Below are 26,625 nucleotides of genomic sequence, written 5' to 3'. Positions count from 1 at the left end.
ACTCGGTAAGGTTTAAATCCAACTATTAGTCAGCTAATCATGACCACGCGCACTAGGCAAGCCAAACGGATAAGGCACAAGGCCATACCTGCTTCTGCTTACACTTCAAACTCCGATTGCAATGCCGCCCGCACACAATACAACACGCCTTCGGGCACCCGATCGGCAAACAGGGGGGCGATCTCGCTAACGCTGGGTAACTCGCCTTCACCGTCGAGAAAGGCGTCCTGAACTTCCATTAACAAGTCTTCAGGCAGGTCCAGTGCCTGCTCCACTGAAATCTGTTGGCCGGCGATGGCCTCAGCCAGCAGGCTGTAGACGTTTTTTTCGGTGCATTGCAGTTGCCCGGCGATCTGCGCAGGGGTCATGCCCGCGCGCGCCAGGCTGATAAGTTCGTGGCGCAGGTCGGTGACCACCGGCGCAGCTTCGGCCACTTGCCCGGCCAGCACGTGCAGGAACGCCTCGCCATAACGCTCCAGCTTGCGCGCGCCAACGCCACTGACCTGGCCCATTTCGGCCAGGGAGCCCGGCTGGCTGCGAAGCATTTCCAGCAGGGTGGAATCCGGGAAGATCACATAGGGCGGCACGCCATGTTCTTCGGCCAGCTTGCGGCGCAAGGCACGTAGGGCTTCCCACTGTTCGCGTTCTTCGTCGCGGACCAACTGGCTGGCAGGGCTACCCGCACTGCTGCGGGCGGTCACCTGGGGCTTGAGCTCTTTGCGCAGCTCAAGCTTCACTTCACCGCGCAGCAGCGGCCGGCAGGTATCACTCAAACGCAAGCCGCCGTAGCCTTCCAGGTCGATATCGGCAAGGCCACGGGCTACCACCTGGCGGAACAGAGAGCGCCACTCGCCTTCGCTACGGCCTTTGCCCACCCCATAAACCGACAGTTTTTCGTGGCCGAAGCTGCGGATCTTTTCGTTGTCTTTACCCAGTAACACGTCGACCAAATGCCCGACCCCGTAGCGTTGCCCGGTGCGGTAAACAGCCGAAAGCGCCTGCCGTGCGGGCTCTGTGGCGTCCCAGGTCTGCACACCGTCGACACAGTTGTCGCAGTGGCCGCAGGGCTGCGGCATGTCTTCGTCGAAATAGGCCAGTAAGGACTGGCGCCGGCAGCGGGTCTCTTCGCACAGGGCAAGCATGGCATCGAGTTTGTGATGCTCGACCCGCTTGTGCCGCTCGTCCCCTTCGGAGTTCTGCAGCATCTGCTTGAGCATCAACACGTCTTGCAACCCATAGGCCATCCAGGCATCAGCCGGCAAGCCGTCGCGGCCAGCCCGGCCGGTTTCCTGGTAGTAGGCCTCGAGGGACTTGGGCAAGTCCATATGCGCCACGAAGCGTACGTTGGGCTTGTCGATCCCCATGCCAAAGGCGATGGTCGCCACCATGATCAGCCCTTCCTCATTGAGAAACCGCTTCTGATTACTGGCGCGGGTCTCCGACGGTAGGCCCGCGTGGTAGGGCAAGGCCGGGAAATTCTGCTCGCAGAGAAAGGCCGCCACTTCGTCGACCTTTTTACGCGACAGGCAATACACGATGCCAGCGTTGCCGCGACGCTCGTTAAGGAAGGCCAGCAACTGCTTGCGCGGCTGCTCTTTGGGGACAATGCGGTAGAAGATGTTGGGGCGGTCGAAACTGGAGAGGAACCGCTCGGCGTTTTCCAGGTGCAAGCGGGTGACGATTTCTTCGCGGGTGCGTTTGTCGGCCGTGGCGGTCAGGGCAATGCGCGGGACGTCGGGAAATTGTTCGGCCAACTGGCCCAACTGCAGGTATTCCGGGCGGAAGTCGTGACCCCATTGCGATACGCAGTGGGCTTCGTCAATGGCGAACAAAGCGATTTGCAGGCCGCGCAGAAACTCCAGCATGCGCGGCTGCACCAGGCGCTCAGGCGCCAGGTAGAGCATTTTGATCTCACCTTGGCGAATACGTACGGCCAGGTCGCGCTGCTGCTCGGCACTGAGGGTGGAATTCAAGGCCGCCGCCGCCACGCCCAGTTCCTCGAGGGTGGCTACCTGGTCGTCCATCAGGGCGATTAAGGGCGACACCACCACCGCCAGGCCTTCGCGCAGTAACCCCGGCACCTGGAAGCACAGCGACTTACCGCCGCCGGTGGGCATCAGTACCAGCGCATCGCCGCCATTGGCCACGCGCTCGATAATGGCACCCTGGCGACCACGAAAGCTGTCATAGCCGAAGATGTCTTTAAGGACGCGCTGAGCCTGTTCGAGCATAAAAACTCCAAAAATCGCAAAACTCACCCGTGCTAGGCTGGATGAAAAGCCCGCCCGCTTCACCAGAAAATGCGTAAGCGACCATGTACCGCGCTAAGTTGCCACGCGTGCGGCGAGTTAAAACCCGGCATTATACCCGAGCGCCGAGCCATGCAGGGTGCCGCCGATAACGCTGAAGTTCATGCTGCAGGTGGCGCACAGGCCTCAACAAGGCCTAGAATTCACTATCGACTATTCCCCAAGGTAATTTTTAATGTCCTTCGCTGAGCAACTCACCCGCCTGCAAAGCTTTCTCGATGCCGACGAGCTGCATGACGAGGCGCTGGACTACGTCGCCGCCCACGGCTACCTCACCGCCCTGTCGATTTGCGCCGAAATTGTCCCGGAGCGTGAATGGATCGACGCCCTGTTCGCCGAAGAGCCGCATTACCGCGACGACGCCGAACGCGCGGAAATCGAAGCGACCCTGATTCAGCTCAAGGCGCATATCGGCCGCCAGTTGGCCAGTGATGACGAGTTCGAGCTGCCCTGTGAGCTGGACCTGGGCGACGAACCCGATGATTCCGACCTGCGTGGCTGGTGCATCGGGTTCATGGAAGGGGTGTTCTTGCGCGAGGCCGCCTGGTTCGAAACCGCTGAAGACGAAGTCAGCGAAATGCTTTTGCCGATCATGGTCGGCTCGGGCTTGTTCGATGAGCAGCCAGAATTCTCTGACATTGCCGCCGATGCCAACCTGATGGATGACATGGTCGTGCAAATCCCGGAAGCCCTCACCGCGTTGTACTTGCTGTGCAATGCGCCGGACGAAAAACCCGCCATCCTCAAACCTCGCCACCACTAAGGCGCCATGCCTGGCAAACGTAGCCGGCCAGGCTGGCTGCGCGGGCTGCTACTGGCCCTCGGCTGCCTCAGCGTTGCGCTGGGGGTAGTCGGGGTTTTCCTGCCGGTATTGCCTACTACTCCCTTCCTGCTATTGGCAGCGGCCTGCTTCGCGCGCAGTTCGCCGCGGTTCTATCGCTGGCTGGTTGAACACCCGCGCCTGGGCCCCTGGATTGGCCCCTATCTAAAAGGCCAGGGTATTCCGATGAAGGCCAAAGTGTGGGCCATTGTTTCGTTGTGGGTGAGTATCGGCGTGTCGTGCTGGCTCGTGCCTGTGCTGTGGGCGCGAGTATTGATGGCGGTCAGTGCCATTGCGGTCACGGCTTATTTGCTGACGCGTGAAACGCCGAAGGTGACGCGCGCGTCCTGAATGAACGCGGCGTTTGTGCGTTGTTTCGCGAGCGAGCTCGCTCCTACACAGAGATAGAGGGGGTTCGAAAACTGTGTAGGAGCGAGCTTGCTCGCGAAAAACGTCAACGATAACGCCAGCGTCCTGAACGGACGCGGCGTTTGTGCGTTGTTTCGCGAGCGAGCTCGCTCCTACGTAGAGATAGAGGGGGTTCGAAGACTGTGTAGGAGCGAGCTTGCTCGCGAAAAACGTCAACGATAACGCCAGCGTCCTGAACGGACGCGGCGTTTGTGCGTTGTTTCGCGAGCGAGCTCGCTCCTACGTAGAGATAGAGGGGGTTCGAAGACTGTGTAGGAGCGAGCTTGCTCGCGAAAAACGTCAACGATAACGCCAGCGTCCTGAACGAACGCGGCGTTTGTGCGTTGTTTCGCGAGCGAGCTCGCTCCTACCGCCAGGTGCGGGGGTTTAGACCGTGTCGACCTTCAGCGAATGATCACCCAGCATGCCATTGATGATCGACGCCGTGTCGGCCGCCGCCAGCATGCCGCCAGCACCCGGTGTTACCTGGTACTGGGTGGCCAGGTCGACGTGTTGCAGGTCGATGGTCTGGGTCACCGGGCCATTGGCCGTGGCGCTGATCTCGATGGTCGATACCGCGTCGGCACCTGTGCCTGTCACCTTAAAGTTCAAGTACTGGTCCAGCGAATTGGCATCGCCCTTCTCACCCTGCAGCAATTGCGAGAGGTCGAGGGTATCGTTGCCCAGGCTGAAGTCGGTGACGGTATCGTGGCCGGTGTCGCCTTTGAGCCACTGGAAGGTGTCGTTGCCACCGGCGCCAGTCAGCACATCATTACCCTGCCCGCCCGCGATCACGTTGTCTTGGGCGTTACCAGCCAGGGAGTCGTCGAACTTCGAGCCGATCAGGTTTTCCATCGACACCAGCTTGTCCAAGCCGGCGCCACCGGTGTCCTGCCAACCGGTTTGAGCCAGGTCCACGTGCACACCCGCGGTAGCCGTAGCGTAGTCGGCGGTATCGGTAGTGGCTTCGCCACCGCTGATCACATCGTTGCCAGCAGCACTGGTCAAAGCCGCTGCGCTAGCCGTGCTGTGTACGATCAGGCTTGCACTGGCGTCATCTTGAGGGGCAGCGCTGGCAGCTTCTACCGCTTGCACGTCAGCGGCGCTGGCGTGGGTGGAGTCAACACTCAGGTTCAATGCATAGGTTTCGGCGGTGGCGTTGGCATTGTCCACACGCAAGGTGTAAACGCCGCTTTCAGTAGCGGTGAAGCTACCGCCGTCGCTGACGCCGGTGAAGTTCTCGCCATCGAGTGACCATGCCAGGTGTGCCCCCGTGCCGCCGTCCTGGCCGGCTGTCAGGGTTTCACCTTTGGCCAAGTGCACGCTGTAGGTGTCGCGGTCGTTGAGGGTCTGCGCCGACGCACCGTCGAGGAACCCAGTAATCAGTAAGGCGGCGGTGGTGGCCGACAGTGCTTTGAACTGGTCACGGGCGATTTCAATGCGAGGGCTGGCAGCTACCGCACTTTCCGCCAGGGTGGCGTTGGCGGCAACGTTGTTGGTGGCAGCATCGTTGGCCACTGGCGTGTTAGGCGCGACCACGTTGATTACCACGCTGGCGCCAGCGGTGTCGCCGTCGTTGTCGATCAGCACGAAATCGAGCTTTTCAGTGGCGGTGGTCGACTCGGAAGGCGCTGTATAAGTGTACTTACCGGTCTTCATGTCGACGGCAAAGGTGCCGCCCAACTCGGTAGTAATGCTGATTTCGGTTTTGTTGGCATCGTAGAAGTACGGCTTGTCGTCGACAATCACCACTTCCACATGGCCACCGTCGGCGCCGAACTTGCCGCCGTCGAGCAAGCTGCCCGACACCGTTGAACCTTGTACTGTGCCGGACAACACCGCGTCCAACTGGTCGAGCTGGGTCACGACCACCGAGCCAGTGTCGGTATTGGTCGCGCCGTTGTAGGCGACCGGGTCCATGTACTGGGTCTGCGCCGCCTGGCCCAGACCAATGGCGAATGCATTGATGTCATGGGTTTGCAGGAAACTGGTCCACGCCGCCTGCTCGTCGGCCTGAATACCATCACCGAGGTCTTCGTTGGTCTGGCCCACGTACTGCGGCGGGGTGTCGGTGGGATACTCTTTGGACAGGGTCGGGTTGCCGTCGGAGAAGAAGTACGCCAGGTTCTGCCCGCCCTCGAGCTTGCCGGAAGCGTCAAACGCGCTAGCCGCTTCGGTCAAGGCGAAGTCATAGTTGGTGCCGCCTTCAGCGGTCAAACCACCGATCAGGACCTTGGCCTCGGCCACGGTCACCCAGGTCTCGCTGAGTTCGTTGGCCTGGGTGTTGAATGTGACGATCTGTACCCGTACATCGCCCAGGTCGGCGTATTGATCGAGCAGGCCCATGATGGACTGCTGGGCCAATTCCAAACGGGTCATTTCGTGGCCATCGGCGGCCAGCACACCGGACTGGAAGGTCATGCTGCCTGAGGTATCGATCACCAACAGCACGTTGGAGCTGACCTCACCGCTATTGACGGTCTGGACCTGGCCATTAGCCTGGGGCTGGTCATCAACGATGCGCACATTGAGCCAGGCATCATCGGTGTCGCCATCGACATCGCTGGCGATCACATGGAAGTCATCCGACAGCTGGGCATCACCGGCATTGTGTTGCTCAGCGTCGAGCAACGTATAGGTGTAGGTCAACTGGCCGTTCTGGTAGCCGGTCACTTCCAACTGGTTGCCGTTTTGGCTGGTGATGGTCACGGCTTCGAACACGCCGTCCTTGATCACGTCGACGCCGTCGATAGTCAGGTTGGCCAGGCCATCCTTGGCATCTACGTTGAATGCGCCGCTCTTGCTCAGGGCGGCGCTGTCGGGGTCGCTACCGTTGGGCAGGTTGGCTTCGAAAACGATCTGCTCGCCGCCGTTCACGCCAAGATCAAGAATGGTCACACCGTCATCCAGGTTATTCACCTGGATGTTCAGGTTGGCGCTGGCCGTGTCGCCATCGCTATCGGTGATGGTGTAGGAAAAGCTTTCGGTTGCCGTGACGTCATGCCCCAGGGCCAGGAAGTCGGCATCCGCAGTATTCAAGGTGTAGGTGTAGGTGCCGTCGGCGTTGAGCACCAGGCTGCCGTACTTGCCCTCTTGAGTGAGGGGGGTCACGGGATCGGCGGCGAAGTCAGCGCCCATCTTGTCGTTGGCCAGGACCGTACCTTCCAGCGTGACGTGCTGTTCATCGGCCGGGCCGGCGTTGTCGTCCACCGCGCGGGGTTGGTCATCGATGATGCGCACGTTGAGCCAGGCGTCATCGCTGTCGCCGTCGACGTCGCGGGCCACCACGTAGAAGTCGTCCGACAGCTGGTTCTCGCCAACGTTGTGCTGCTCATGGTCGAGCAAGGTATAGGTGTAGCTCAACTGGCCATTTTGATAGCCGGTCACGGCCAACTGATTACCGTTCTGGCTGGTGATGGTAACGGCAGTGAAGACGCCGTCGCGAACGACTTCAACACCATCGATGGTCAGGTTATCCAGGCCGTCCGGCGCGGACACACGGAAAGTCCCCGACTGGCTCAGCGCCGCGGCGTTCGGGTCGGTGCCGTCAGGCAGGTTAGCTTCCAGCACCACCTGCTCACCGCCGTCGACGTCAAGGTCGAGAATCAGGACGGGGTTGTCGACCGGCGGTACCACCGGTGGCGGCGCGACTGGTGGCGTATCGCCAGTGCCGTCAGCAGCGGCGGCCGGCAACAGCGGGTTGATGACCAGTTGCGGAATAATGATTTCAGACTGCAGACCAATGGTATCCAGGCCGACGACCGGATCCACCGCCCCCCCGACTTCCTCCACCAGCACAAAGCTGTGGCCACCGCCTGCCGCACCCGGAGCACCGGTCGTCGCCCCAGGGCCAGCAGCGGTGGGCTCAGAATTTTGCGTCGGGTCATCACCCGCAGCGATTGCCCGTTGCAGTTGCTCAACGTCAGTCAACTGGGAAGGTGTGGGGGTGTCATTGGTGTCGATCTGCGGCGCCTGGTCGCTCAGAAGCTCTGGCGTCATCTGCAGGCTGCTGTCCCGACCAAGGGTCAGTTCGCTACCGTTCTGCATTTTTACGGCCACGGCACCGGTGTCGCCGGTGAGCAATTGATCGCCAGCATACAGCCGGTCGCCCTCGACCAGAATACGCCGGGCACCGTCACCGGCGACCGCAAACACTTGCCCTACAACCTGGCTAACAACACCGATCAATGTGGCCATACGTCACTTCTCCCTTGAAGAAAGCGGCCACAGAGGATCTAAAAGAAAGCATTTTGCCATCACCGCGCAAGGTAGGCTACTCTTGCCGAGTGGTGCTAGCAAAAAGCGGAAAAAACAACTGTTGAATGATTCGCACTAAGTTACAGCGACATTTTTTTGTCGCCAGCGGAACACACACTTCGTCGCTTTTCCTGCTTTCTTCTGCTCTGAGCCATAAAAATTGTTGAACTTTTGTCCCGCCCCTGAAATCTTTGTAACGCCTGCATTCTAGGGGTTATATTAAAGGGACAGTGTGCTGGATTTGGCAAGCCGTGTAAGATTTTTTCCGCTATATGCGCTATGACCAATCCTTCTTAGCTTCGTTCACCGTTATTCGCAGCTCTAACGTTACCGCCTGACACGATATAAAAATCTATTTTCGTCATTAATTTGACGACTGCTTACGAGAAGCTTAGGGAGTAGTTCCGAAATGCGCGTCTTCAATCCGATTTACAGTGCCGTACTGTTGGCCATCGCTTGTACCAATGTGCAAGCGATGTCACTGACTGAAGCCATCCAGAATACCGTGGACAATCACCCGGAGATGGGCTCCAACATCAACAACCGGCTGTCGGCCAACGAAGACGCAAAAGTTGCCAGCAGTGGCTACCTGCCTACTGTGGACATCGTTGCAGGCTACGGCCGCGAGCGCTCGGATAACCCAACTACCCGTGCCCGTGGTAACCACAACACCGAAACGCTGAACTACACCCAGTCGGAACTGCGTCTGCGCCAAATGTTGTTTGACGGTTTCAATACCGCCAATGAAAAAGGCCGCACCGAAGCCACGGTTAACTCCCGGGCTTATTACATTCAAGGCACCGCCCAAGACCTGGCATTGCGCGCAGTCGAGGTTTACCTCGAAGTGCTCAAACGCCGCGAGTTGGTGACCCTGGCCAAGAACAACCTGCAAGCGCACTTGCGCGTTAACGACCAGATTGGCCTGCGTAGCGAACGTGGCGTAGGCAGCACCGCCGACGTTGACCAATCGCGCGCCCGTCGTGCTTTGGCCGAAAACAACTATTACACCGCGCAGGTAGACTTGTCCGACGCCGAAGCCAACTTCTACAGCGCCGTGGGCCGTATGCCCGACGAGCTGGAGCCGCCGACCTCGATCAAATCTGAACTGCCGCCAAGCCTGGTCGAAGCACGCCAGTCCATGCTGGAAAACAACCCTTATTTGAAGTCTGCCCAGGCAGACATCCAGGCCGCTGAGAAGCAGTACGAAGTGGCCAAGTCGCCTTTCTACCCACGCTTCGATGCCGAGCTGGCCACCGGTGCCAACAACAATCTGTCCGGCGAGCAAGGCCACAACAACACCGACTGGCGTGCTGGCGTGACCATGAACTACAACCTGTTCCGTGGTGGTGCCGACAAAGCGCGCCTGGAATCGGACGCCTACAAGATCAACCAGGCCATGGACATCCGCAACAACGCCCTGCGCCAGTTGAACGAGAACATGTCGCTGTCCTGGAACGCCATGAATAACGCGCGCCAGCAAACGCCAACGGCCCGCGAATACGCCGAAACCACTACCCGCGTGCGCGCCGCTTACCAAGACCAATTCGGCCTGGGCCAACGCACCCTGCTGGACGTGCTGGACAGCGAAAACGAGCTATACACCGCCAACCGCCGTTACGCCGAAGTGCGCTACCTGGAGGAATACTCCATGTACCGCGTACTGGCCAATATGGGCGTGCTGCTGCCCAAGGCAAAAGTCTCGCTGCCACCTGAAGCCATGGCTCAGAGCGAAGTTCGTAGCGACGCCCGCCTCCCCGATATGCGCTAAAGCCGTACCGGTGCCGAACACCTCGTTCGGCACCGGGAAGTTCCCCCTGGAGTACCCCCCCTTTGACCACCATGCAACCTGCCAGCCCGGCGGCCGACCCCCGTTCGAGCTTCGACGACCCTTTGCTCGATGGCCTGCTGATTCTGTGCAAGCTGCATGGCTGTACGGTAAGCCGCGCGAGCCTGAGCGCCGGCCTGCCCTTGGCCAACCAGCGCCTGGGCACCGACCTATTGCCCCGCGCCGCCGCCCGGGCCGGGCTGCAAGCGCGTTTGCTACGGCGTGAGCTGTCGGCCATTTCCGAACTCAACCTGCCCGTGCTGCTGTTGTTGCAAGACGGCCGCAGTGCCGTGCTACGGCGCCTGGACGACCAAGGCCGAGCGCTGATATTGCCCAGCGAAGCCGAAGGCGGCGAGCAATGGGTGGACGTCGAAACCCTGAACCGCAGTTACAGCGGGCAAGCTTTGTTCGCCCGCCCACGCCACGAACTGGAAGACCTGCGTAACCCCATGATGCCGCGCGTCGACGCCTGGTTTCGCGATACCCTGAAATTGTCCCGCTGGCTCTACAGCGACGCTTTGTTGGCCAGCCTGCTGATCAACCTGCTGGGCTTGATGGTGCCGTTGTTCGTCATGCAAACCTACGACCGGGTGGTGCCCAACCAGGCCATCTCCACCCTCTGGGTGCTGGTGATCGGCTTGTTGATTGGTACTTTGTTCGAACTGGTGTTGCGCATCGTACGCGCCCACTTGCTCGACCAAGCCGGGAAAAAGACCGATCTGATTCTCTCGGCGACCTTGTTCGAACGCATCACCGGCATGTCGATGAAAGCCCGCCCCGCGACCATCGGTGGCTTCGCCCAAAGCATCCATGACTTTCAGGGTTTGCGGGAATTTCTCACCGCGGTGACCCTCACCAGCATCATCGACCTGCCCTTCGCCGTGCTGATGCTGGTGGTGATCGGCCTGCTGGGCGGTTGGCTGGTGCTGATCCCGTTGCTGGCGTTCCCGATCACCATAGGTTTCGCTTACTTTATTCAGGTGCGTCTGCGTGACACCGTGCAGAAAAGCCTGGCCCTGGGCGCCGAGCGCCAAGCCTTGCTGATCGAGACCCTCGGTGGCCTGGAAACCCTCAAAGCCTGCGGCGCCGAAAGCGAACGCCAGTACAAGTGGGAGGCTACCCACGGCGCCCTCACCCGCCTCGACGCCCATGCCCGTAACCTGTCGGCCATGGCCAGCAATGGCACGCTGTTCATCCAGCAACTGTGCGGTATGGCGACCATCGTCGCCGGGGTCTACAGCATTATCGCCGGCAACCTCAGCGTTGGCGCCCTGGTGGCGACCTACATGCTGGGCAGCCGAGTGCTGGCGCCCTTAGGGCAAATTGCCGGGCTGATCACCCGCTACCAGCAAGCGCAACTGACCATGCGCAGCACCGATGCCCTGATGGCCCTGCCCCAGGAACGCGACAGCCGCCAGCGGCCGTTGGAGCGCACCCAACTCAAGGGCGCGGTGTCAGCGGTGCAACTGAGCTTTCGCTACGCCGGGCAGAACAGCCCAGCGTTGAACAGCATCGGTTTCAGCATCAAGCCCGGTGAACGGGTGGGCATCATCGGCCGCAGTGGTTCGGGCAAAAGCACCCTCGGTCGTTTGATCATGGGTTTCTTCGAGCCGGAGCAAGGGCAGATTCTGCTGGACGGCCTCGACCTGCGCCAGCTCGATGTGGCCGACCTGCGCCAGCAAATCGGCTACGTCGCCCATGACTTGCCGCTACTGGCCGGCAGCCTGCGCGACAACATGACCCTGGGCGCCCGCTACATCAGCGACGCACGCATGCTGGAAGTGGCCGAACTGACCGGTGTCAGCGAACTGGCCCGCCAGCACCCCCAGGGCTTCGACCGCCCCGTGGGCGAGCGTGGCCAACTGCTCTCGGGCGGCCAGCGCCAGGCCGTGCTGCTGGCCCGCGCCATGCTGCTGGAGCCACCGCTGATGCTGCTCGATGAGCCCACCAGCCACATGGACAACAGCAGCGAAGACGCCCTGCGCTTGCGGCTGCACACCTGGATCGAAGGCAAAACTTTGCTCCTGGTGACCCACCGTACCTCGATGCTGTCGCTGGTTGACCGACTGATCGTGCTGGAAAACGGGCGCATCGTCGCCGATGGCCCGAAAAACAATGTGATTGAAGCCTTGCGTAAAGGCCGTGTCGGTTCGTCCGGCACTCAGGAGTAGCAGCGATGTCGACCTCAACAGGCCCCCGTGGCTACTTTCGCAGCTTTGGCAAAACCGGCGAGCGCGAGTTTATGCCGGAGCTGGCCAGCGCCACATTGCACGACTCGCCACGGCGCTCGCGGCTGACCGTGTGGATCTGCGCCGCGTTGCTGATCATCGCTTTGGTGTGGGCGAAATTTGCCGTGTTGCAGGAAGTCACCATGGGCGAAGGCAAGGCGATCCCTTCGAGCAAAGTCCAGGTGATCCAGAACCTGGAAGGCGGTATTGTCACTGAGATCTTCGTTCGCGAAGGCCAATTGGTGAACAAGGGCGACACCCTGCTGCGCTTGGACGACACGCGCTTTTTGTCCAACCGTGGCGAAAGTGAAGCAGACCGCTACGCCCTCCTGGCCCAGGTCGAGCGGCTCTCGGCCGAAGCTGAAGGGCGGCCGTTCGTGGTACCTCCCGAGGTGGTGAAGAAGTCGCCGCAGGTGGCCGCCGACGAGATGGCTTTTTACCAATCTCGGCAAGCCAAGCTGAAAAGCGAACAGCGCACACTGAGCGAGCAACTTCGGCAAAAAACCCAGGAGCTCGCGGAGTTTCGCTCCAAGGCCGAACAATACCGCTCTGGCCTTAGCCTGTTGCAGCAAGAGCTGAACATGTCGACACCCCTGGTGGCCAGCGGGGCGATTTCGCCGGTGGAAATCCTGCGGCTCAAACGCAACGCCGTGGAAGCCCGCGGCCAGCTGGACGCCACCACGCTGGCGATCCCCCGCGCAGAATCGGCGATCAACGAGATCAAGAGCCGCGTGCAAGAGTCGGAGCTGACCTTCCGCTCGGACGCCTCCAAAGAACTCAACGACAAACGCACCGATTTGTCCAAGCTGGCGGCCACCAGTATTGCCATCGACGACCGCGTCAGCCGCACCACGGTGATGTCCCCCGTGCACGGCGTGATCAAAACCATGAAGGTCAATACCATCGGCGGTGTGGTGCAACCGGGCAGTGACTTGCTGGAGATCGTCCCCCTGGAAGACAACCTGCTGATCGAAGCTAAGGTTCGCCCACAAGACGTCGCCTTCCTACACCCAGGGCAAACGGCGATGGTCAAGTTCAGCGCCTACGACTACACGATTTACGGCGGCTTGAAAGCCAAGCTGGAGCTGATCGGCGCCGATACCGTGACCGACGACAAAGGCAACGCGTTTTACCTGATCCAGGTACGCACCGATCGCAACCACTTGGGTGGCGACGCCAAACCGCTGCTGATCATTCCGGGCATGACCGCCACGGTGGACATCATCACGGGCGAGAAGAGCGTGCTCGACTACCTGCTCAAACCAGTCTTGAAGGCCCGCACCGAGGCGATGCGCGAACGTTGATGATCCAATAGGCCGATTGGTTGAGACCAGCGCCAGCGATGCGGATTTTTCACTTGACCCGCATCGCAGCCTGAGCTTTCTTGATCAAGCCACAGCCCGTGACCTTCAACGCCTTGCAATGCCTGCACAGTGTCTCCATAGTTGACCCATGACTGAGCCCGGCGCCTTAGCGCTGGGCTTTTCGCATTATGCGACCGGTTCCATGGAACCGGCGAATCCAAAGACGGCCTAATATGCGTTATCAATTGCCCCCGCGTCGAATCAGCATGAAGCAGCTTATCCCTAGCACTGCCCTGGCGCTGTGCGTCGGCCTGGCCACCCTGTCGATGTCCGCGACTAGCTTGGCTGCCAACAGCTGGGACAGTCTGCAGCCAGACCGCGACGAGGTGATTGCCAGCCTGAACGTCGTCGAATTGCTCAAGCGCCACCACTACAGCAAGCCGCCTTTGAACGATGCGCGCTCGGTGATCATCTACGAGAGCTATCTGAAACTGCTCGATCCATCGCGCAGCTATTTCCTGGCCAGCGACATCACCGAGTTCGATAAGTGGAAGACCCAGTTCGACGACCTGCTCAAGAGCGGTGACCTCGATCCCGGCTTTACCATTTACAAACGCTACCTGACCCGTGTCAAAGCGCGTCTGGACTTCGCCCTTGGCGAATTGGGCAAAGGCGTCGACAAGCTCGACTTCAGCACCCAGGAAACCTTGCTGGTAGACCGCAAGGATGCTCCATGGCTCAAGAGCGAGGCTGAGCTCGACGACCTGTGGCGTAAGCGCGTCAAAGACGAAGTGCTGCGCCAGAAGATCGCCGGCAAAGACCCGAAACAGATCCAGGAAACCCTCACCAAGCGTTACAAGAACCAACTGGCGCGCTTGGAGCAGACCCGCGCGGAAGACATCTTCCAGGCCTATATCAACACCTTCGCGCAGTCCTATGATCCGCACACCAACTACCTGTCTCCCGACAGCGCGGAAAACTTCGACATCAACATGAGCCTGTCCCTGGAAGGCATCGGCGCCGTGCTGCAGAGCGACAACGATCAGGTCAAGATCGTGCGCCTGGTGCCTGCGGGCCCGGCAGCGAAAACCAAACAGGTGGCACCGGCCGATAAAATCATCGCTGTGGCCCAGGGCGACAAGGAAATGGTCGACGTGGTCGGCTGGCGCCTGGACGAAGTGGTCAAGCTGATCCGTGGCCCGAAAGGCTCCGTGGTACGCCTGGAAGTCATCCCTTCTACCAATGCGCCCAACGACCAGACCAGCAAGATCGTTTCGATCACCCGTGAAGCGGTCAAGCTCGAAGAACAGGCGGCGAAAAAGTCGATCCTCCACCTGAAGCAGGATGGCCGCGACTACAAAGTCGGCGTGATTGAAATTCCGGCCTTCTACCTCGACTTCAAAGCCTTCCGTGCCGGTGACCCGGACTACAAGTCCACCACCCGTGACGTCAAGAAGCTGCTGACCGAGCTGCAAAAAGACAAAGTCGACGGCGTGGTCATCGACCTGCGCAACAACGGCGGCGGCTCGCTGCAGGAAGCCACCGAGTTGACCAGCCTGTTCATCGACAAGGGGCCTACGGTGCTGGTGCGCAACGCTGATGGCCGAGTCGACGTACTTGAAGACGAAAACCCCGGTGCCTTCTACAAAGGCCCGATGGCGCTATTGGTAAACCGCCTGTCGGCCTCGGCTTCGGAAATTTTCGCCGGTGCCATGCAGGACTACCACCGGGCGCTGATTATCGGCGGCCAAACCTTCGGCAAAGGCACTGTGCAGACCATTCAGCCGCTTAACCACGGTGAACTGAAGCTGACCCTGGCCAAGTTCTACCGGGTGTCTGGGCAAAGCACCCAACACCAGGGCGTGCTGCCGGATATCGACTACCCGTCGATCATCGATACCAAAGAAATCGGTGAAAGCGCCCTGCCTGAAGCGATGCCGTGGGACACCATCAAACCCGCCATCAAGCCGGCCAGCGACCCGTTCAAGCCGTTTCTGGCGCAGCTTAAAGCGCGTCACGACGCGCGCACCCTGAACGACCCGGAGTTCATCTACATCCGCGACCGCCTTGGCCTGGCGCAAAGCCTGATGAATGAAAAAACCGTCAGCCTGAACGAAGCCACCCGCCGCGCGCAACACAGCGAGATCGAGGCCAAGCAATTGGCCATGGAAAATCTGCGGCGTAAAGCCAAGGGCGAAGAGCCGCTCAAGGAGATGAAAAAAGAAGACGAGGACGCCCTCGCGGTCGAGCCAGACAAGACCAAACCCGAGGACGATGCATACCTCAGCGAAACCGGGCGCATCCTGCTGGACTACCTGGGGCTGAACTCTTCGGTGGCGAAACACTGAACAGTGATGGCCGTTAGTTATTGATCGGTCATCGGGTCATAGTGCAATGAAAGGCTGAACGTCCATGCGTTCAGCCTTTTTTTCTGCCGTTTTGCCGTGATCGCCAGGTAGCGCCACCATGACCGGCGTTGAGGAGACCAGCCACCTCGTCGGCATACTTGCCTACTGGCAGCCACGCTCCAATAAGCCGCTCAAGTCTCCGGGTAAGCGTACTCGAACACCCGAGCCACTTCCGAGGCGTGCCAAGAGGCTGCCGCGATGCCGTCCGACGGCCCGGCGAAGCGCCCCAGGCGCGCGACGCATTCAAAAAAACCGGTGCGCGGCAGGCGGCTGGCCCCTTGGCTGATGACCAGCGAACTGCGGATCGGTTGTTCGGCGCGGGCATCGAGGGCCGCCAGGTATTCCAGGGCGGCTGTGAGGGTCTGCATGGCGGGTGTGGGCAGGTCCAAGCGTTCCAGCAAGGCCCGGTAGGTCAGCAGGTGGCGCTGGCGGCGGGCCTGGTCGAGTTCCCCCAGGAGGCTCGCCCAGTGCTGGCGGCTGATGCGCACGCCCGTCATGACGCCGCTTTCCAGCCGGGCACCCCCAGCTCCCACGCCAAGCTACGGCGAATCGCAGCATCGGGCTCACGCTCGCCGCTCTCGATCATCCTCAGGTAAGAGGGGCTGATCCCGACGGCCCGGGCCAGCTTTTCCAGCGCCAGGCCCTTAGCCTCGCGCAGGGGGCCTAGTTGCTCGAAACCTGGCCACTCGCGAGCTGTAACGGGCGGCAGGCTGGGCGCAGCCGCTGGCGCGGCGTCGGTGTGCCCTGCAGCTGCCAACAGGGCCTGATAGTCGGCCCATGGCACCACCGCGTATTCCGGCTGGCCGTCGCGGCTGATGACTTGAATCCCCATACCCCCTCCTTTGCCCGTTACCTGGTGTAATCGGTAGGTTTATTACTTGATTTGTCAGATAGCAAATATAGTAACAGCCTAAGGCGACAAGGGGGGTCGAACAGCGTTAACGGCGGCCCTGCTCCCTGGCCAGTGCGTCCGGGTCGGCCGGCAGGCGTTCGACTACCCGCAGCTTCTCGGGGGATTGGCGCTGGCGCCAGGCGCGGAAGGCGTCCAGCTCATTGACCAGGTTTTTCATGACCCAACCCAGCACGGCGATATCGTCGAGCATGCCGACACCTAGCAGCCAGTCGGGAATCGCATCGATAGGGCTGACGAAGTACACCAGGCCCGCCACGATCGATACCAGCGCTTTTGGGCTGATGGCGCGGTACTCACCGCGCCAGTAGGCCAGGCAGAGCGCCTGCAGCAGTTGTACGTCTTCCTTGAGCTTACCCAGCCGGTAGCCCTTGCCTTTACGTGCTACGGCGAAGATCAATGCGGGCAAGCGACCACGGCTGATCAGACGCTCAGCGATGGGTACGAATCGGCTGTAATTCCAGGGTGCTTTCATGGAATCTCCAAGGGGAAAGGTTATCCACAATTATTGTGGATAACCTTGTGAACAGAGACGTTTCAATGCACCGAAAGGCCCGCAAACCAAGGGCCCCGGTTAAATCGGGCGTTTTTTACACACATAAAAAAACGCATATATTCATTGACTAAAGGCGCCGTAAGCGGCTAGACCAAGGGGCCTGCTAGCTGTGACTGCGGCACTGAGCGCCAGTTCGAAAGGATTTCCTACAGCAAGGCCCACACATAAAAACGCCCCGTATAAACGGGGCGTTGGCAGAACACCAGCGGCTTACTTAGCCGGCGCGGGCTCAGCTTCGGAAGCCTCAGGGGCGCCTTCAGCAGGGGCCTGGTCGAGACTGGCTGGATCTTTGATCGCGATCAGTTCCAGATCGAACACCAGCACCGAGTTAGCCGGGATGGTCGGGCTCGGGCTTTGGGCACCGTAGGCCAAGTCGCTCGGGATGAACAGTTTGACTTTTTCACCGACGTGCATCAGCTGCAGGCCTTCGACCCAACCCGGGATAACGCCGCCCACGGGCAGGTCGATCGGGCTACCGCGCTCGATGGAGCTGTCGAAGACCTTACCGTCGATCAGCTTGCCTTCGTAGTGAACGGTGACCACATCGGTCGGCTTAGGCTGCGGGCCATCGGCTTTCTTGATGATCTGGTACTGCAAGCCGGAAGCGGTGGTGACAACGCCTTCCTTCTTGCCGTTTTCCTCAAGGAACTTCTTGCCGGAAGCTTCAGCCTCGGCATTCATTTTGGTCATGCGCTCTTCGGCACGCTTTTGCAGCGCCGCGAAGGCCTCGACCAGCTCTTCGTCCTTGAGTTTCTGTTCTTTCTTGCCGACCGCATCTTCGATGCCTTGGGCGACCGCTTTAGAATCCAGATCGTCCATGCCTTCCTGTGCCAGGCTCTTGCCCATGTTCAGGCCGATACCGTAGGAAGCTTTTTGCGCCGGGGTTTTGAGCTCAACGCTGGTCTGGGAGTCGCAACCCGCGAGGACCAGGGTGACCAAGGCAACCGCCGCCGCCAACCGATGCTGTTTCATGCTATTTCCTTGTTCATGCGCCAAAAAGGGCAATCGAATAAAGCCGCGAGCTTATCAGGCGGCTACGATCAATGGCTACCGGCATGAGAGGGGGAAACGTCTGATTAGTTCAGGTTTCATTGAGGTTTCTAGGTTTGGTACAGGGTTCAGACAGGATCGGCCTGGCGATAATCCCGGGCCACCGCCCTCACCACTTCGCACAGCCACTGCGCGGGCAGCGCTAACGGCACCGCGGCATTGCTGCAAATGCCCACCGAGCCGCCAGGCTCACGCACCCCCAGGTCCAACTCGCAGAGCTCGCCTTGTAATAGTTCGCGTTGCACCGCATCGCGCGGCGCCACCCAAATGGCCTCGCTGCTGGCCACGTAGCGTCGACTCAGGGTGGGTGACAAGGTTTCCAGACGCTGCGCCGAAGGTTCGATGGCGCACTGCACGAACAGGCTGTCGGCGTGCTTGCGGATAGTCGTGCCGGCCAAGGGCAAGACCAACGGGTAGCGGCTCACACGGCTAAGCTCGAGCGGCTGCTCGGCCAGCAATGGGTGGCCGGGGCGCACTACTAGGGTCATGGACTCGCTGTACAAATGCTCGAAAGTCAGCCCATGGATTTGCGGGCTGTCGGTCATACGCCCGACTACCACGTCGAGGTCGCCCACATGCAGCTGCGCCAGCAGGTACGCCCCAGGCCCCGTGGCAACGCTGACCACCAGCGCCGCGTGCCGCTGATGCAAACGCCGCAACACCTCGGGCATCAACTGGCTTTCGACCGTAGACAGCACGCCCACCCGAACCTGTGGCGGCTGGTGCGGTTCATTGCGCAGGCTGCCGACGCCGTCGCGCAGGGCTTGCACGCAGGGCCCGGCATAACGCATAAAGCGCGCCCCGGCGGCGGTCAGTTCAACGCCAGCATTGTCGCGCTCGAACAGGCGCGTCTCAAGCAAGCTTTCGAGCTCTTTGAGGGTCTTGGAAATCGCCGGCTGGCTGATGGATATCGCATCGGCCGCCTTGGCAAAACTGCCATGGCGGGCGATTTCGAGAAAACACAGCAAGTGGCGGAATTTGATCCGAGTATCGAGGTTCATCGGGCGATATTAACAGCCTCGCCGATCAACCCCGAGCGATTTCCACGGCCTCGCCATTGAGCCGTACGGGCCATGTGCGCAACTGCTGCTCCGGGGTTTCCAGGCAGCGCCCATCGCTCAATACGTAATGCTGTTTGTACAAGGGTGAGGCGACCACCAGCTGCCCTTGGATACGCCCAATGATGCCTCGGCCGATCACATTGGCATTGGCCTGGGGGTCGTGGTGGTCGATGGCGTAAAGCGTCTGCTCCTGGCCGGGCAGGTAGAACAACGCCACCTGGGCACCGTCCAGCCAAACCACCACCCCTGAATTGGCCACCAGATCGGCCTGGCGGCAAACTGGCTGCCAGGGGTTCTGCGATACAGCCGGGTTTACCTGATTGAATGACGACATCAGCGCACCTCTTCGGTCAATGGGATCAGCTTGAGTTCACCGGCCTTGGCAGGACGCCGCTGGCCACGTTCCTTAACGAAATGAATGTCGGGGTCGGCGCGCTTGTCGTTGACGAACGTGCGGAAGCGCTTGAGCTTTTCCGGGTCTTTCAGCGCATTGGCCCATTCACATTCGTAGCGGTCGACCACCAGTTGCATCTGCGCCTCCAGCTCAGCGCCCAGGCCCAGGCTGTCTTCGATGATCACTTGCTTGAGGTAGTCCAACCCGCCTTCCAGGCCCTCGCGCCACACCGAGGTGCGTTGCAGCTTGTCGGCGGTGCGGATATAGAACATCAACACACGGTCGATGTAGCGGATCAGGGTCTGGTCATCCAGGTCGGTGGCGAACAGCTCGGCATGCCGGGGGCGCATGCCGCCGTTGCCGCAGACATACAGGTTCCAGCCGTTTTCAGTGGCGATCACACCGATGTCCTTGCTCTGCGCCTCGGCGCATTCGCGGGTGCAGCCTGACACCGCGAACTTCAACTTATGCGGCGAGCGCAGGCCTTTGTAGCGATCCTCTAGGGTCAGCGCCATTTGCACACTGTCCTGCACGCCATAACGGCACCAGGTGCTCCCCACGCACGACTTCACCGTGCGGGTGGACTTGCCATAGGCGTGCCCGGTTTCGAAACCGGCTTCGATGAGCTCGCTCCAGATATCCGGCAGCTCGTGCAGTTGGGCACCGAACAAATCGATGCGCTGGCCGCCGGTGATCTTGGTGTACAAATCGTACTTCTTCGCCACGGCGCCAATCGCGATCAGCTTGTCCGGTGAGATCTCCCCACCCGGGATGCGCGGCACCACCGAGTAGGTGCCGTTCTTTTGCATGTTGGCCATGAAGGTATCGTTGGTGTCCTGCAGTGGCACCAGGGAGGGGTCCATGATGGGCTGGTTCCAGCACGAGGCGAGAATGTTCGCCACGGTCGGTTTGCAGATGTCACAGCCTGTGTGGCCGCGGCCATGCTTGGCGAGCATCTCTTCGAAACTCAGCACCCCTTCCACCCTCGCCAGGGCGTAAAGCTCTTGGCGGGTATAGCCGAAGTGCTCGCACAGGCTCTTATCCACGGCGACCCCGCGGGCGGTCAATTCGTGTTCGAAGACTTGCTTGACCAGGGCGACGCAGCCGCCACAACCGGTACCGGCTTTGGTGGTGCATTTAAGGCTGGGCAGATCACCGCAGCCGCCATCGATGGCCGAGCAGATGGCGCCCTTGCTGACGTTATGGCAAGAGCAGATCGTCGCGCTGTCGGGCAGCGCGTCGGCCCCCAGGGTCGGCGCGCCGTCGGACAACGGCAGAATCAGGCTGGAAGGGTCAGCCGGCAAGGCAATAGCGTTCTGTACGTATTGCAGCAGGGTGTCGTAGTAGCTGTTGTCCCCGACCAATACTGCACCCAGCACGCGCTTGCCTTCAGCGTCGACCACCAAACGCCGGTAGCTGGCCGTGGTCTCGTCGATAAAGCGGTAACTGCGCGACCCGGGCGTGGCGCCGTGGGCGTCACCGATGGAACCGACGTCGACGCCGAGCAGTTTGAGTTTGGTCGACATATCGGCGCCTTCGAAGCTGGCCCCTGGGGCGCCTATCAGATGGCTGGCGACATTACGGGCCATGGTGTAGCCGGGGGCGACCAGGCCGAACACACTGCCGTTCCACGAGGCGCATTCGCCGATGGCGAATATGCGGCTATCGCTGGTGCGGCAGGCGGCGTCGATCATCACGCCACCGCGCGGGGCGATTTCCAGGCCGCTGCTGCGGCCCAAGGCGTCCTGGGGGCGAATGCCGGCCGAGAACACGATCAAATCGGTCTCCAGGAATTCCCCGCCATCGAAGTTCATGCGGTAACGGTAATGCTCGCCCGCGACCACCGCTTTGGTCGCTCGCGAGGTGTGCACACCAACGCCCAAGGCCTCGATCTGCGCCCGCAATGCCGCACCGCCTTCGGCGTCCAACTGCACCGGCATCAAGCGCGGGGCGAACTCCACGACATGGGCTTCGAGGCCCAAAGACTTGAGCGCATTGGCCGCTTCCAAGCCCAATAGCCCCCCGCCCACCACTACACCACGGCGCGCTTGAGCGGCGGCCAGGCGGATCGCATCGAGGTCATCGAGGGTGCGGTAAACCAGGCGCGAATCGCCTTCGGAGCCCTCGATCGGCGGCACGAAGGGGTAAGAGCCGGTGGCCAGCACCAACTGGTCATAGGGGTAGCGCGCCTGGGGGGTCACCACTTCGCGGCGCTCGCGGTCGATTTCCAGCACCGCTTCGCCCAGGTGCAAGACCACGCCGTTGCGTGCGTACAGGTCGGCTTCGCCCATGGCCAGGGTTTCGGCATCGGAGCCGCTAAAGTATTCGGACAAGTGCACACGGTCGTAGGCCCGCTGACGCTCTTCGCCAAACACCCGCACCTCGAACTGTTGCAAGGCGCCGCGCTCGATCAGTTGCTCGACGCAGTGATGGCCGACCATGCCGTTGCCAACGATGATCAATTTAGCGCGAGGCTCGCTGCCCATGCTCGAATTCATAGCGTCTCTCCAGGCCATCACGGGGGCCATAAAACACACACAAAAAAAAAGGCACCTGGAGCCGAAGCTCCAGGCGCCTTTGCCTGGTATTCAATAGTTGTGTGCCCACAGGGTGATCGACGTTGACCACGGGGGCTGTGTAATAGGTAAAGCAGGTTGCGTGCCAGGACTCTGGGGACCTTGGGCATGCCCCGCTGTTACAGGGCCGGGCACGCATACTGGCTATCAACTGCTCTTGCAGCGGTACGATTTTACGAACCACGGCGGTGCGAGACGCACCGTTTCAGTACACGTCGCGCAAGTAACGTTTGTCTCGGCTCATGGCGGCCACGTAGGCCTCGGCATCTTGCGCACTGAGGCCACCGTGGGTCGCCACAACGTTTTTAAGGGCTGAGTCGACGTCTTTGGCCATACGGCTGGCATCGCCGCAGACATAGAAATAGCCCCCCTCCTCCAACCAGCGCCATACCTGAGCACCCTGCTCCAACAAGCGTTGCTGCACGTAAACCTTCTGCGCCTGATCGCGGGAAAACGCGGTGTCCAAGCGCTGCAGATGGCCGTCACGTTGCCAGGCCTGCAGCTCCTCACGGTAATAAAAGTCGCTGGCCTCGCGCTGCTCGCCAAACAGCAACCAGTTAGGGCCTGCGGCGCCGGTCAGTTGGCGCTCTTGCAGAAACGCCCGAAACGGCGCCACGCCGGTACCTGGCCCGACCATGATCATGGGCGCGTTGGGGTCTTTGGGTACCCGAAAGTGCGCCGACTTCTGGGCAAAAATAGGCACCAGGCCGGCCTCTGCGCGATCGGCCAAAAACCCCGAACAGACGCCGCTGCGCAAGCGTTGGTTACGCCGGTAGCGTACGGTCGACATAGTCAGATGCACCTCGTCTGGGTTGGCCTTGGGGCTTGAACTGATGGAGTACAACCGAGGTTGTAATGGCTTGAGCAGGCCCAGCAATTCTTCTACTTCCAAGGCCATTGGAAACTCGTCGAGCAAGTCCAGCAACTGGCGCCCCCACAGCCACTGGCGCAGCTCATCGCCACCCTGTCGCAGCCTTTCGCCCAGGCGCTGATCCGCGCTGCGCTGGGCGGCGAATTTCAGCCAGTCAGGGGTGATCCGGGTGATGTCCAGGTGCTTGTGCAGTGCCACCGCCAAAGGTAGGTCGGCATGCCCGGCAATGCTGACGTGCTGGCCGCTGTCGAGGCCAACGGTGGCGAGCAACTCTTCGACCAGGCTCATGCAGTTGCTCGGCCAAACGCCTAGGGCATCACCGGCTTCGTATTGGAAACCGCTGTCCTTGATGTCGAACACCACCTGGCGGGTTTCTTTCTCCGCACCCGTGGCATTGAGCACCCGGTTAGCGATCACCCGACCCAGCCAGGGCCGCTGCTTGCTGTATAACGGCGCGGGCGCGCTGGCCGCGGTGCGGGTGGGCGCGGCGGCGGTTGGGTTGAGGCTGCGTGCCAAGGCCTGCAGCCATTGTTCTGCCGGCCCCTGGTAATCGGGCTCGCATTCGAAACGGCTCAACAGGCGCCCGGCGCCCAGGCTGTGCAGGCGTTCATCGAGCTTGCGGCCAAAGCCGCAGAACTGGTCATAGCTGGAATCGCCCAGGGCCAGCACCGCATAGCGCAATTTTGCCAAACTCGCGGCCTCGGCATGCCCTTGCAAATCGGTCCATAGGCTCACGCCGTTGTCCGGCGCGTCACCGTCACCGAAGGTGCTGACCACCCAAATGGCGCAGGTCGCTCGGCTCAGTTCGGCCACACTGACTTCGTCCATGCTCAGCAGGCGCACTGGGTGGGCCGCCTCGCGCAGACGCTCGGCGCACAAGCCGGCGAGACTTTCCGCGTTGCCGGTCTGGGACGCCCACAACACGAGGGTCGGCGCTTGCTCGGCGGCGCTGGCCACAGCCTGGTCGCGCGAATACAAACCGGCCAACAAGCCGTTGATGAGTAAGCGCCGCGCCGGGGCCATAGGGGCGCTGGCGGGCAGCGTGGGCACACCGGCCAGTGCCGAGGGGTCGCCTAGGCCCAAAACGAAGCCCTGCATATAGCGTTGTTCTTGCGCGCTCAAGTCAAGCGGGGCGGGCAGCTCCAGGCCCAGCAGCCGGGCCAGACCGCTGCGGTCCAATGGCGCGAGGCCAGCGGTCACGGTGGCAGGTTCGACCTCGCGCACGGCAATCTTGGCCGAGCCGACCCGGGTCAACGCCACGGCCGTGAACTTGAACTCTGGCTGTTGCGAGATAGGGTCGATGGCGTCACTGGTCAGGGCATTGACCGCCAGGTTCTCACCGTACACGTCACTCCAATGAAAGGGTGCGAAGCAGTTGCCTGGCATCACCCGATCACTCACCTGCGCGGCCAACAGCGCCTGGCCACGCCGTGAAGCCAGGCGCACCTGGTCCCCTTCGGCAATGCCCAACTGCTGGGCATCCAGTGGGTTGATCTCCACGAATGGCCCAGGGTTAAGTTTGTTCAGGGTGGCGACTTTGCCAGTCTTGGTCAGGGTATGCCACTGGTGTTGCAGGCGCCCAGTGTTGAGCACCCAGGGGTAATCTTCATCCGGTTGGTCGACGGCAGCCAGGTGCGGGCGGGCAAAGAATTGGGCCTTGCCGCTGGGGGTGGGGAATACCGGCGCCTGCGCGCCCTGCGGGCAATAACGAATTGGGCTACGAGAGGCCGCCCGACCGGGCTCGCAGGGCCACTGGCGGGGCCCCTCACGCAAGTCGGCGTAGTCGGCACCGCGCAGGTCATAGCCGGTCGCCGGGTTCCAGGCCTGCTGCAACTCGGCGTAAATCTGTTCGGCACTGGTGTAGCCGAAACCTTCGGCAAAGCCCATTTCGCAGGCGACCCGGGCGATGATCTGCCAATCCGGCAACGTCTCGGCCGGGGCATCGACGGCTTTGGCAGCGAGGGTCATGGTGCGCTCGGAATTGACCATCACGCCGTCGGCTTCGGCCCACAGCGCCCCGGGCAGGAGGATGTCAGCGTAGCGGTTGGTTTCAGTGTCGAGAAAGGCATCCTGGCAAATCACCAGCTCGGCGGCACGCAAGCCGTCGATCACCTGCTGACGATTACTGACACTGGCCACCGGGTTGGTGCAGATGATCCAGCATGCTTTGATCTCACCCCGGCCCATGGCCTCGAACATGGCCACGGTGCCGTCGCCCGAAACCTGGCGTAGGGTACCCGCCGGCAACTGCCAGAGACCTTCGACGAATTGCCGGTCGGCCTCCACCAATAAGGAGCGCTGGCCCGGTAAGCCCGGGCCCATGTAGCCCATCTCGCGGCCACCCATGGCATTGGGTTGCCCGGTCAGGGAAAACGGCCCGCTGCCTGGCCGGCAAATGGCCCCGGTGGCCAGGTGCAGATTGCACAGCGCATTGGTGTTCCAGGTGCCGTGGGTGCTCTGGTTCAGGCCCATGGTCCAGCAGCTCATCCACTGCCGCGCGGCGCCGATCCACTCTGCAGCCAGGCGGATATCGGCTTCGGCCAGGCCGGTGATGTCGGCGACCCGCGCTGGCGTGTAGTCGGCCAAAAAGGCTGACATCGGCTCCCAGCCCTCGGTATGCCGGGCGATGAACGCTGGGTCGATGTCGCCATTTTGCTCTAATAGGTAGAGCAGCCCGTTAAGTAAGGCCAGGTCAGTGCCAGGGCGGATCTGCAGAAACAAGTCGGCCTTATCGGCCGTGGCGCTGCGTCGGGGGTCGACCACGATTAACTTGGCGCCCGCTTTACGCCGGTCCAGCAGGCGCAGAAACAGGATGGGGTGACAATCGGCCATGTTCGCGCCACTGACGAAAAACAGGTCCGCCAGGTCAAAATCATCGTACGAGCCAGGCGGCCCGTCGGCGCCCAATGAGAGTTTGTAGCCACTGCTGGCGCTGGCCATGCACAAGCGCGAGTTGGACTCGATATGGCGCGTGCGGACAAACCCTTTGGCCAGCTTGTTGGCGAGGTATTGCGCCTCCAGCGACATCTGCCCCGACACGTAAAACGCCAGGGCATCGGGGCCATGCCGGTCGAGCAGTTCGCGCAAGCGCGTGCCGGTGGCGGCGATGGCCTGGTCGATCCCCGCGCGCACCGGTTCGGCGCTACGCTGGCTGCGCAGCCAGGCATATTCCATACGGCCAGAGTCAGCCAAAGGCTGCGCGCAGGTACTGCCTTTGGTGCACAGCCGGCCGCGATTACTGGGGTGCTGCTTGTCGCCGGCGACGTGGGTCACCCGGTTGTTTTCCACCGTCATGACGATGCCGCAACCGACGCCGCAATAAGGGCACACGCTGCGAACCGTTGTGCTGGCCATCCAACCACCTCATGGCAAAAAAAAAGCGCCCTGCTGGCCCCCCACTCAATGCAGTGGGGAGACAACACGGCGCCTTTGTCGTGTTCGTTATGCGATCGTCGTCGACCGCTATCGGGACCTACTCAATGGACGGACTCTTGCAAGGTGTGCGCCAGGCTTCGCCAATGCCCTTTATTCAGGGGCTGAACGGGGATTCGCCGTGGCCGGATCGGGGCTGGGTGCACCGTCCCTGCGCTCAGTGCCCTGTTGCGAGGCACTGGCGGCGCTCAGGCGGATAGTCCTAGGAAGATTCAG

The 26,625-nt window shown here is 61.3% G+C and carries 16 protein-coding genes; 6 read left to right on the top strand and 10 right to left on the bottom strand.

Annotated features, from left to right (window positions below; genetic code table 11):
• Nucleotides 1-98 precede the first annotated feature (98 nt).
• Nucleotides 99-2,231: a DNA helicase RecQ gene (gene recQ / locus QCL65_RS08540; protein WP_407315777.1), complete on the bottom strand. Its 2,133-nt coding sequence runs from the start codon at nt 2,229-2,231 to the stop codon at nt 99-101.
• 253 nt (nt 2,232-2,484) lie between these two features.
• Between recQ and QCL65_RS08535 the strand changes: the two genes are divergently transcribed.
• Both QCL65_RS08535 and QCL65_RS08530 read left to right on the top strand, forming a co-directional pair.
• Nucleotides 2,485-3,072: a UPF0149 family protein gene (locus QCL65_RS08535; protein WP_407315776.1), complete on the top strand. Its 588-nt coding sequence runs from the start codon at nt 2,485-2,487 to the stop codon at nt 3,070-3,072.
• 6 nt (nt 3,073-3,078) lie between these two features.
• Nucleotides 3,079-3,480: a YbaN family protein gene (locus tag QCL65_RS08530; protein WP_407315775.1), complete on the top strand. Its 402-nt coding sequence runs from the start codon at nt 3,079-3,081 to the stop codon at nt 3,478-3,480.
• A gap of 444 nt (nt 3,481-3,924) precedes the next feature.
• Here the strand turns inward: QCL65_RS08530 and QCL65_RS08525 are convergent, their stop codons facing one another.
• Complete coding sequence (locus QCL65_RS08525; RefSeq protein WP_407315774.1) at nt 3,925-7,734, bottom strand: retention module-containing protein; 3,810 nt, start codon at nt 7,732-7,734, stop codon at nt 3,925-3,927.
• Nucleotides 7,735-8,203: 469 nt separating this feature from the next.
• Between QCL65_RS08525 and QCL65_RS08520 the strand changes: the two genes are divergently transcribed.
• The 4 genes from QCL65_RS08520 to QCL65_RS08505 all read left to right on the top strand — a co-directional run bounded on the left by QCL65_RS08520 (nt 8,204) and on the right by QCL65_RS08505 (nt 15,499).
• Nucleotides 8,204-9,562: a TolC family outer membrane protein gene (locus QCL65_RS08520; protein ID WP_407315773.1), complete on the top strand. Its 1,359-nt coding sequence runs from the start codon at nt 8,204-8,206 to the stop codon at nt 9,560-9,562.
• A 71-nt stretch (nt 9,563-9,633) separates the two neighbouring features.
• The gene (locus tag QCL65_RS08515) at nt 9,634-11,790 is read left to right on the top strand and encodes a type I secretion system permease/ATPase (protein WP_407316745.1); all 2,157 of its coding nucleotides are present in this window, start codon (nt 9,634-9,636) and stop codon (nt 11,788-11,790) included.
• Between the two features lie 5 nt (nt 11,791-11,795).
• Nucleotides 11,796-13,151, top strand: a complete 1,356-nt coding sequence (locus tag QCL65_RS08510; protein ID WP_407315772.1) for an HlyD family type I secretion periplasmic adaptor subunit — start codon at nt 11,796-11,798, stop codon at nt 13,149-13,151.
• Nucleotides 13,152-13,417: 266 nt separating this feature from the next.
• Complete coding sequence (locus QCL65_RS08505; RefSeq protein ID WP_407315771.1) at nt 13,418-15,499, top strand: carboxy terminal-processing peptidase; 2,082 nt, start codon at nt 13,418-13,420, stop codon at nt 15,497-15,499.
• 191 nt (nt 15,500-15,690) lie between these two features.
• On the opposite strand, the gene QCL65_RS08500 is transcribed toward QCL65_RS08505, so the two are convergent.
• From QCL65_RS08500 to QCL65_RS08465, 8 genes are all read right to left on the bottom strand, one after another.
• On the bottom strand, nt 15,691-16,056 hold the full coding sequence (locus QCL65_RS08500; RefSeq protein WP_407315770.1) for a hypothetical protein: 366 nt from the start codon (nt 16,054-16,056) through the stop codon (nt 15,691-15,693).
• The gene (locus tag QCL65_RS08495; RefSeq protein ID WP_407315769.1) at nt 16,053-16,391 is read right to left on the bottom strand and encodes a multiprotein-bridging factor 1 family protein; all 339 of its coding nucleotides are present in this window, start codon (nt 16,389-16,391) and stop codon (nt 16,053-16,055) included. Before QCL65_RS08495 ends, QCL65_RS08500 begins: the two co-directional genes overlap by 4 nt.
• Before the next feature lie 106 nt (nt 16,392-16,497).
• Nucleotides 16,498-16,944, bottom strand: a complete 447-nt coding sequence (locus tag QCL65_RS08490; protein ID WP_407315768.1) for a YkvA family protein — start codon at nt 16,942-16,944, stop codon at nt 16,498-16,500.
• A 291-nt stretch (nt 16,945-17,235) separates the two neighbouring features.
• Entirely contained in the window at nt 17,236-17,997 is a 762-nt protein-coding gene (locus QCL65_RS08485; protein WP_407315767.1) for an FKBP-type peptidyl-prolyl cis-trans isomerase, read from the bottom strand.
• Nucleotides 17,998-18,143: 146 nt separating this feature from the next.
• Nucleotides 18,144-19,076 (bottom strand): pca operon transcription factor PcaQ, encoded by a 933-nt coding sequence (gene pcaQ, locus QCL65_RS08480; protein WP_407315766.1) that lies wholly within the window; start codon nt 19,074-19,076, stop codon nt 18,144-18,146.
• 25 nt (nt 19,077-19,101) lie between these two features.
• Nucleotides 19,102-19,470 carry a nitrite reductase small subunit NirD gene (nirD, locus tag QCL65_RS08475; protein ID WP_407315765.1) on the bottom strand — a complete coding sequence of 123 codons (369 nt, stop codon included), beginning with the start codon at nt 19,468-19,470 and terminating at the stop codon, nt 19,102-19,104.
• Nucleotides 19,470-22,028, bottom strand: a complete 2,559-nt coding sequence (gene nirB / locus QCL65_RS08470; RefSeq protein WP_407315764.1) for a nitrite reductase large subunit NirB — start codon at nt 22,026-22,028, stop codon at nt 19,470-19,472. Before nirB ends, nirD begins: the two co-directional genes overlap by 1 nt.
• Nucleotides 22,029-22,311: 283 nt before the next feature.
• A complete protein-coding gene (locus tag QCL65_RS08465) occupies nt 22,312-26,331 on the bottom strand; it encodes a molybdopterin-dependent oxidoreductase (protein ID WP_407315763.1) in 4,020 nt (1,339 codons plus the stop codon).
• Nucleotides 26,332-26,625: the final 294 nt, after the last annotated feature.

It is taken from the genome of Pseudomonas sp. nanlin1, from assembly GCF_045571515.1.
In the GTDB taxonomy this organism is placed as follows: domain Bacteria; phylum Pseudomonadota; class Gammaproteobacteria; order Pseudomonadales; family Pseudomonadaceae; genus Aquipseudomonas.
Note: the sequence above shows the minus strand (reverse complement) of the source record. Positions and strands in the feature narration are given on the sequence as shown.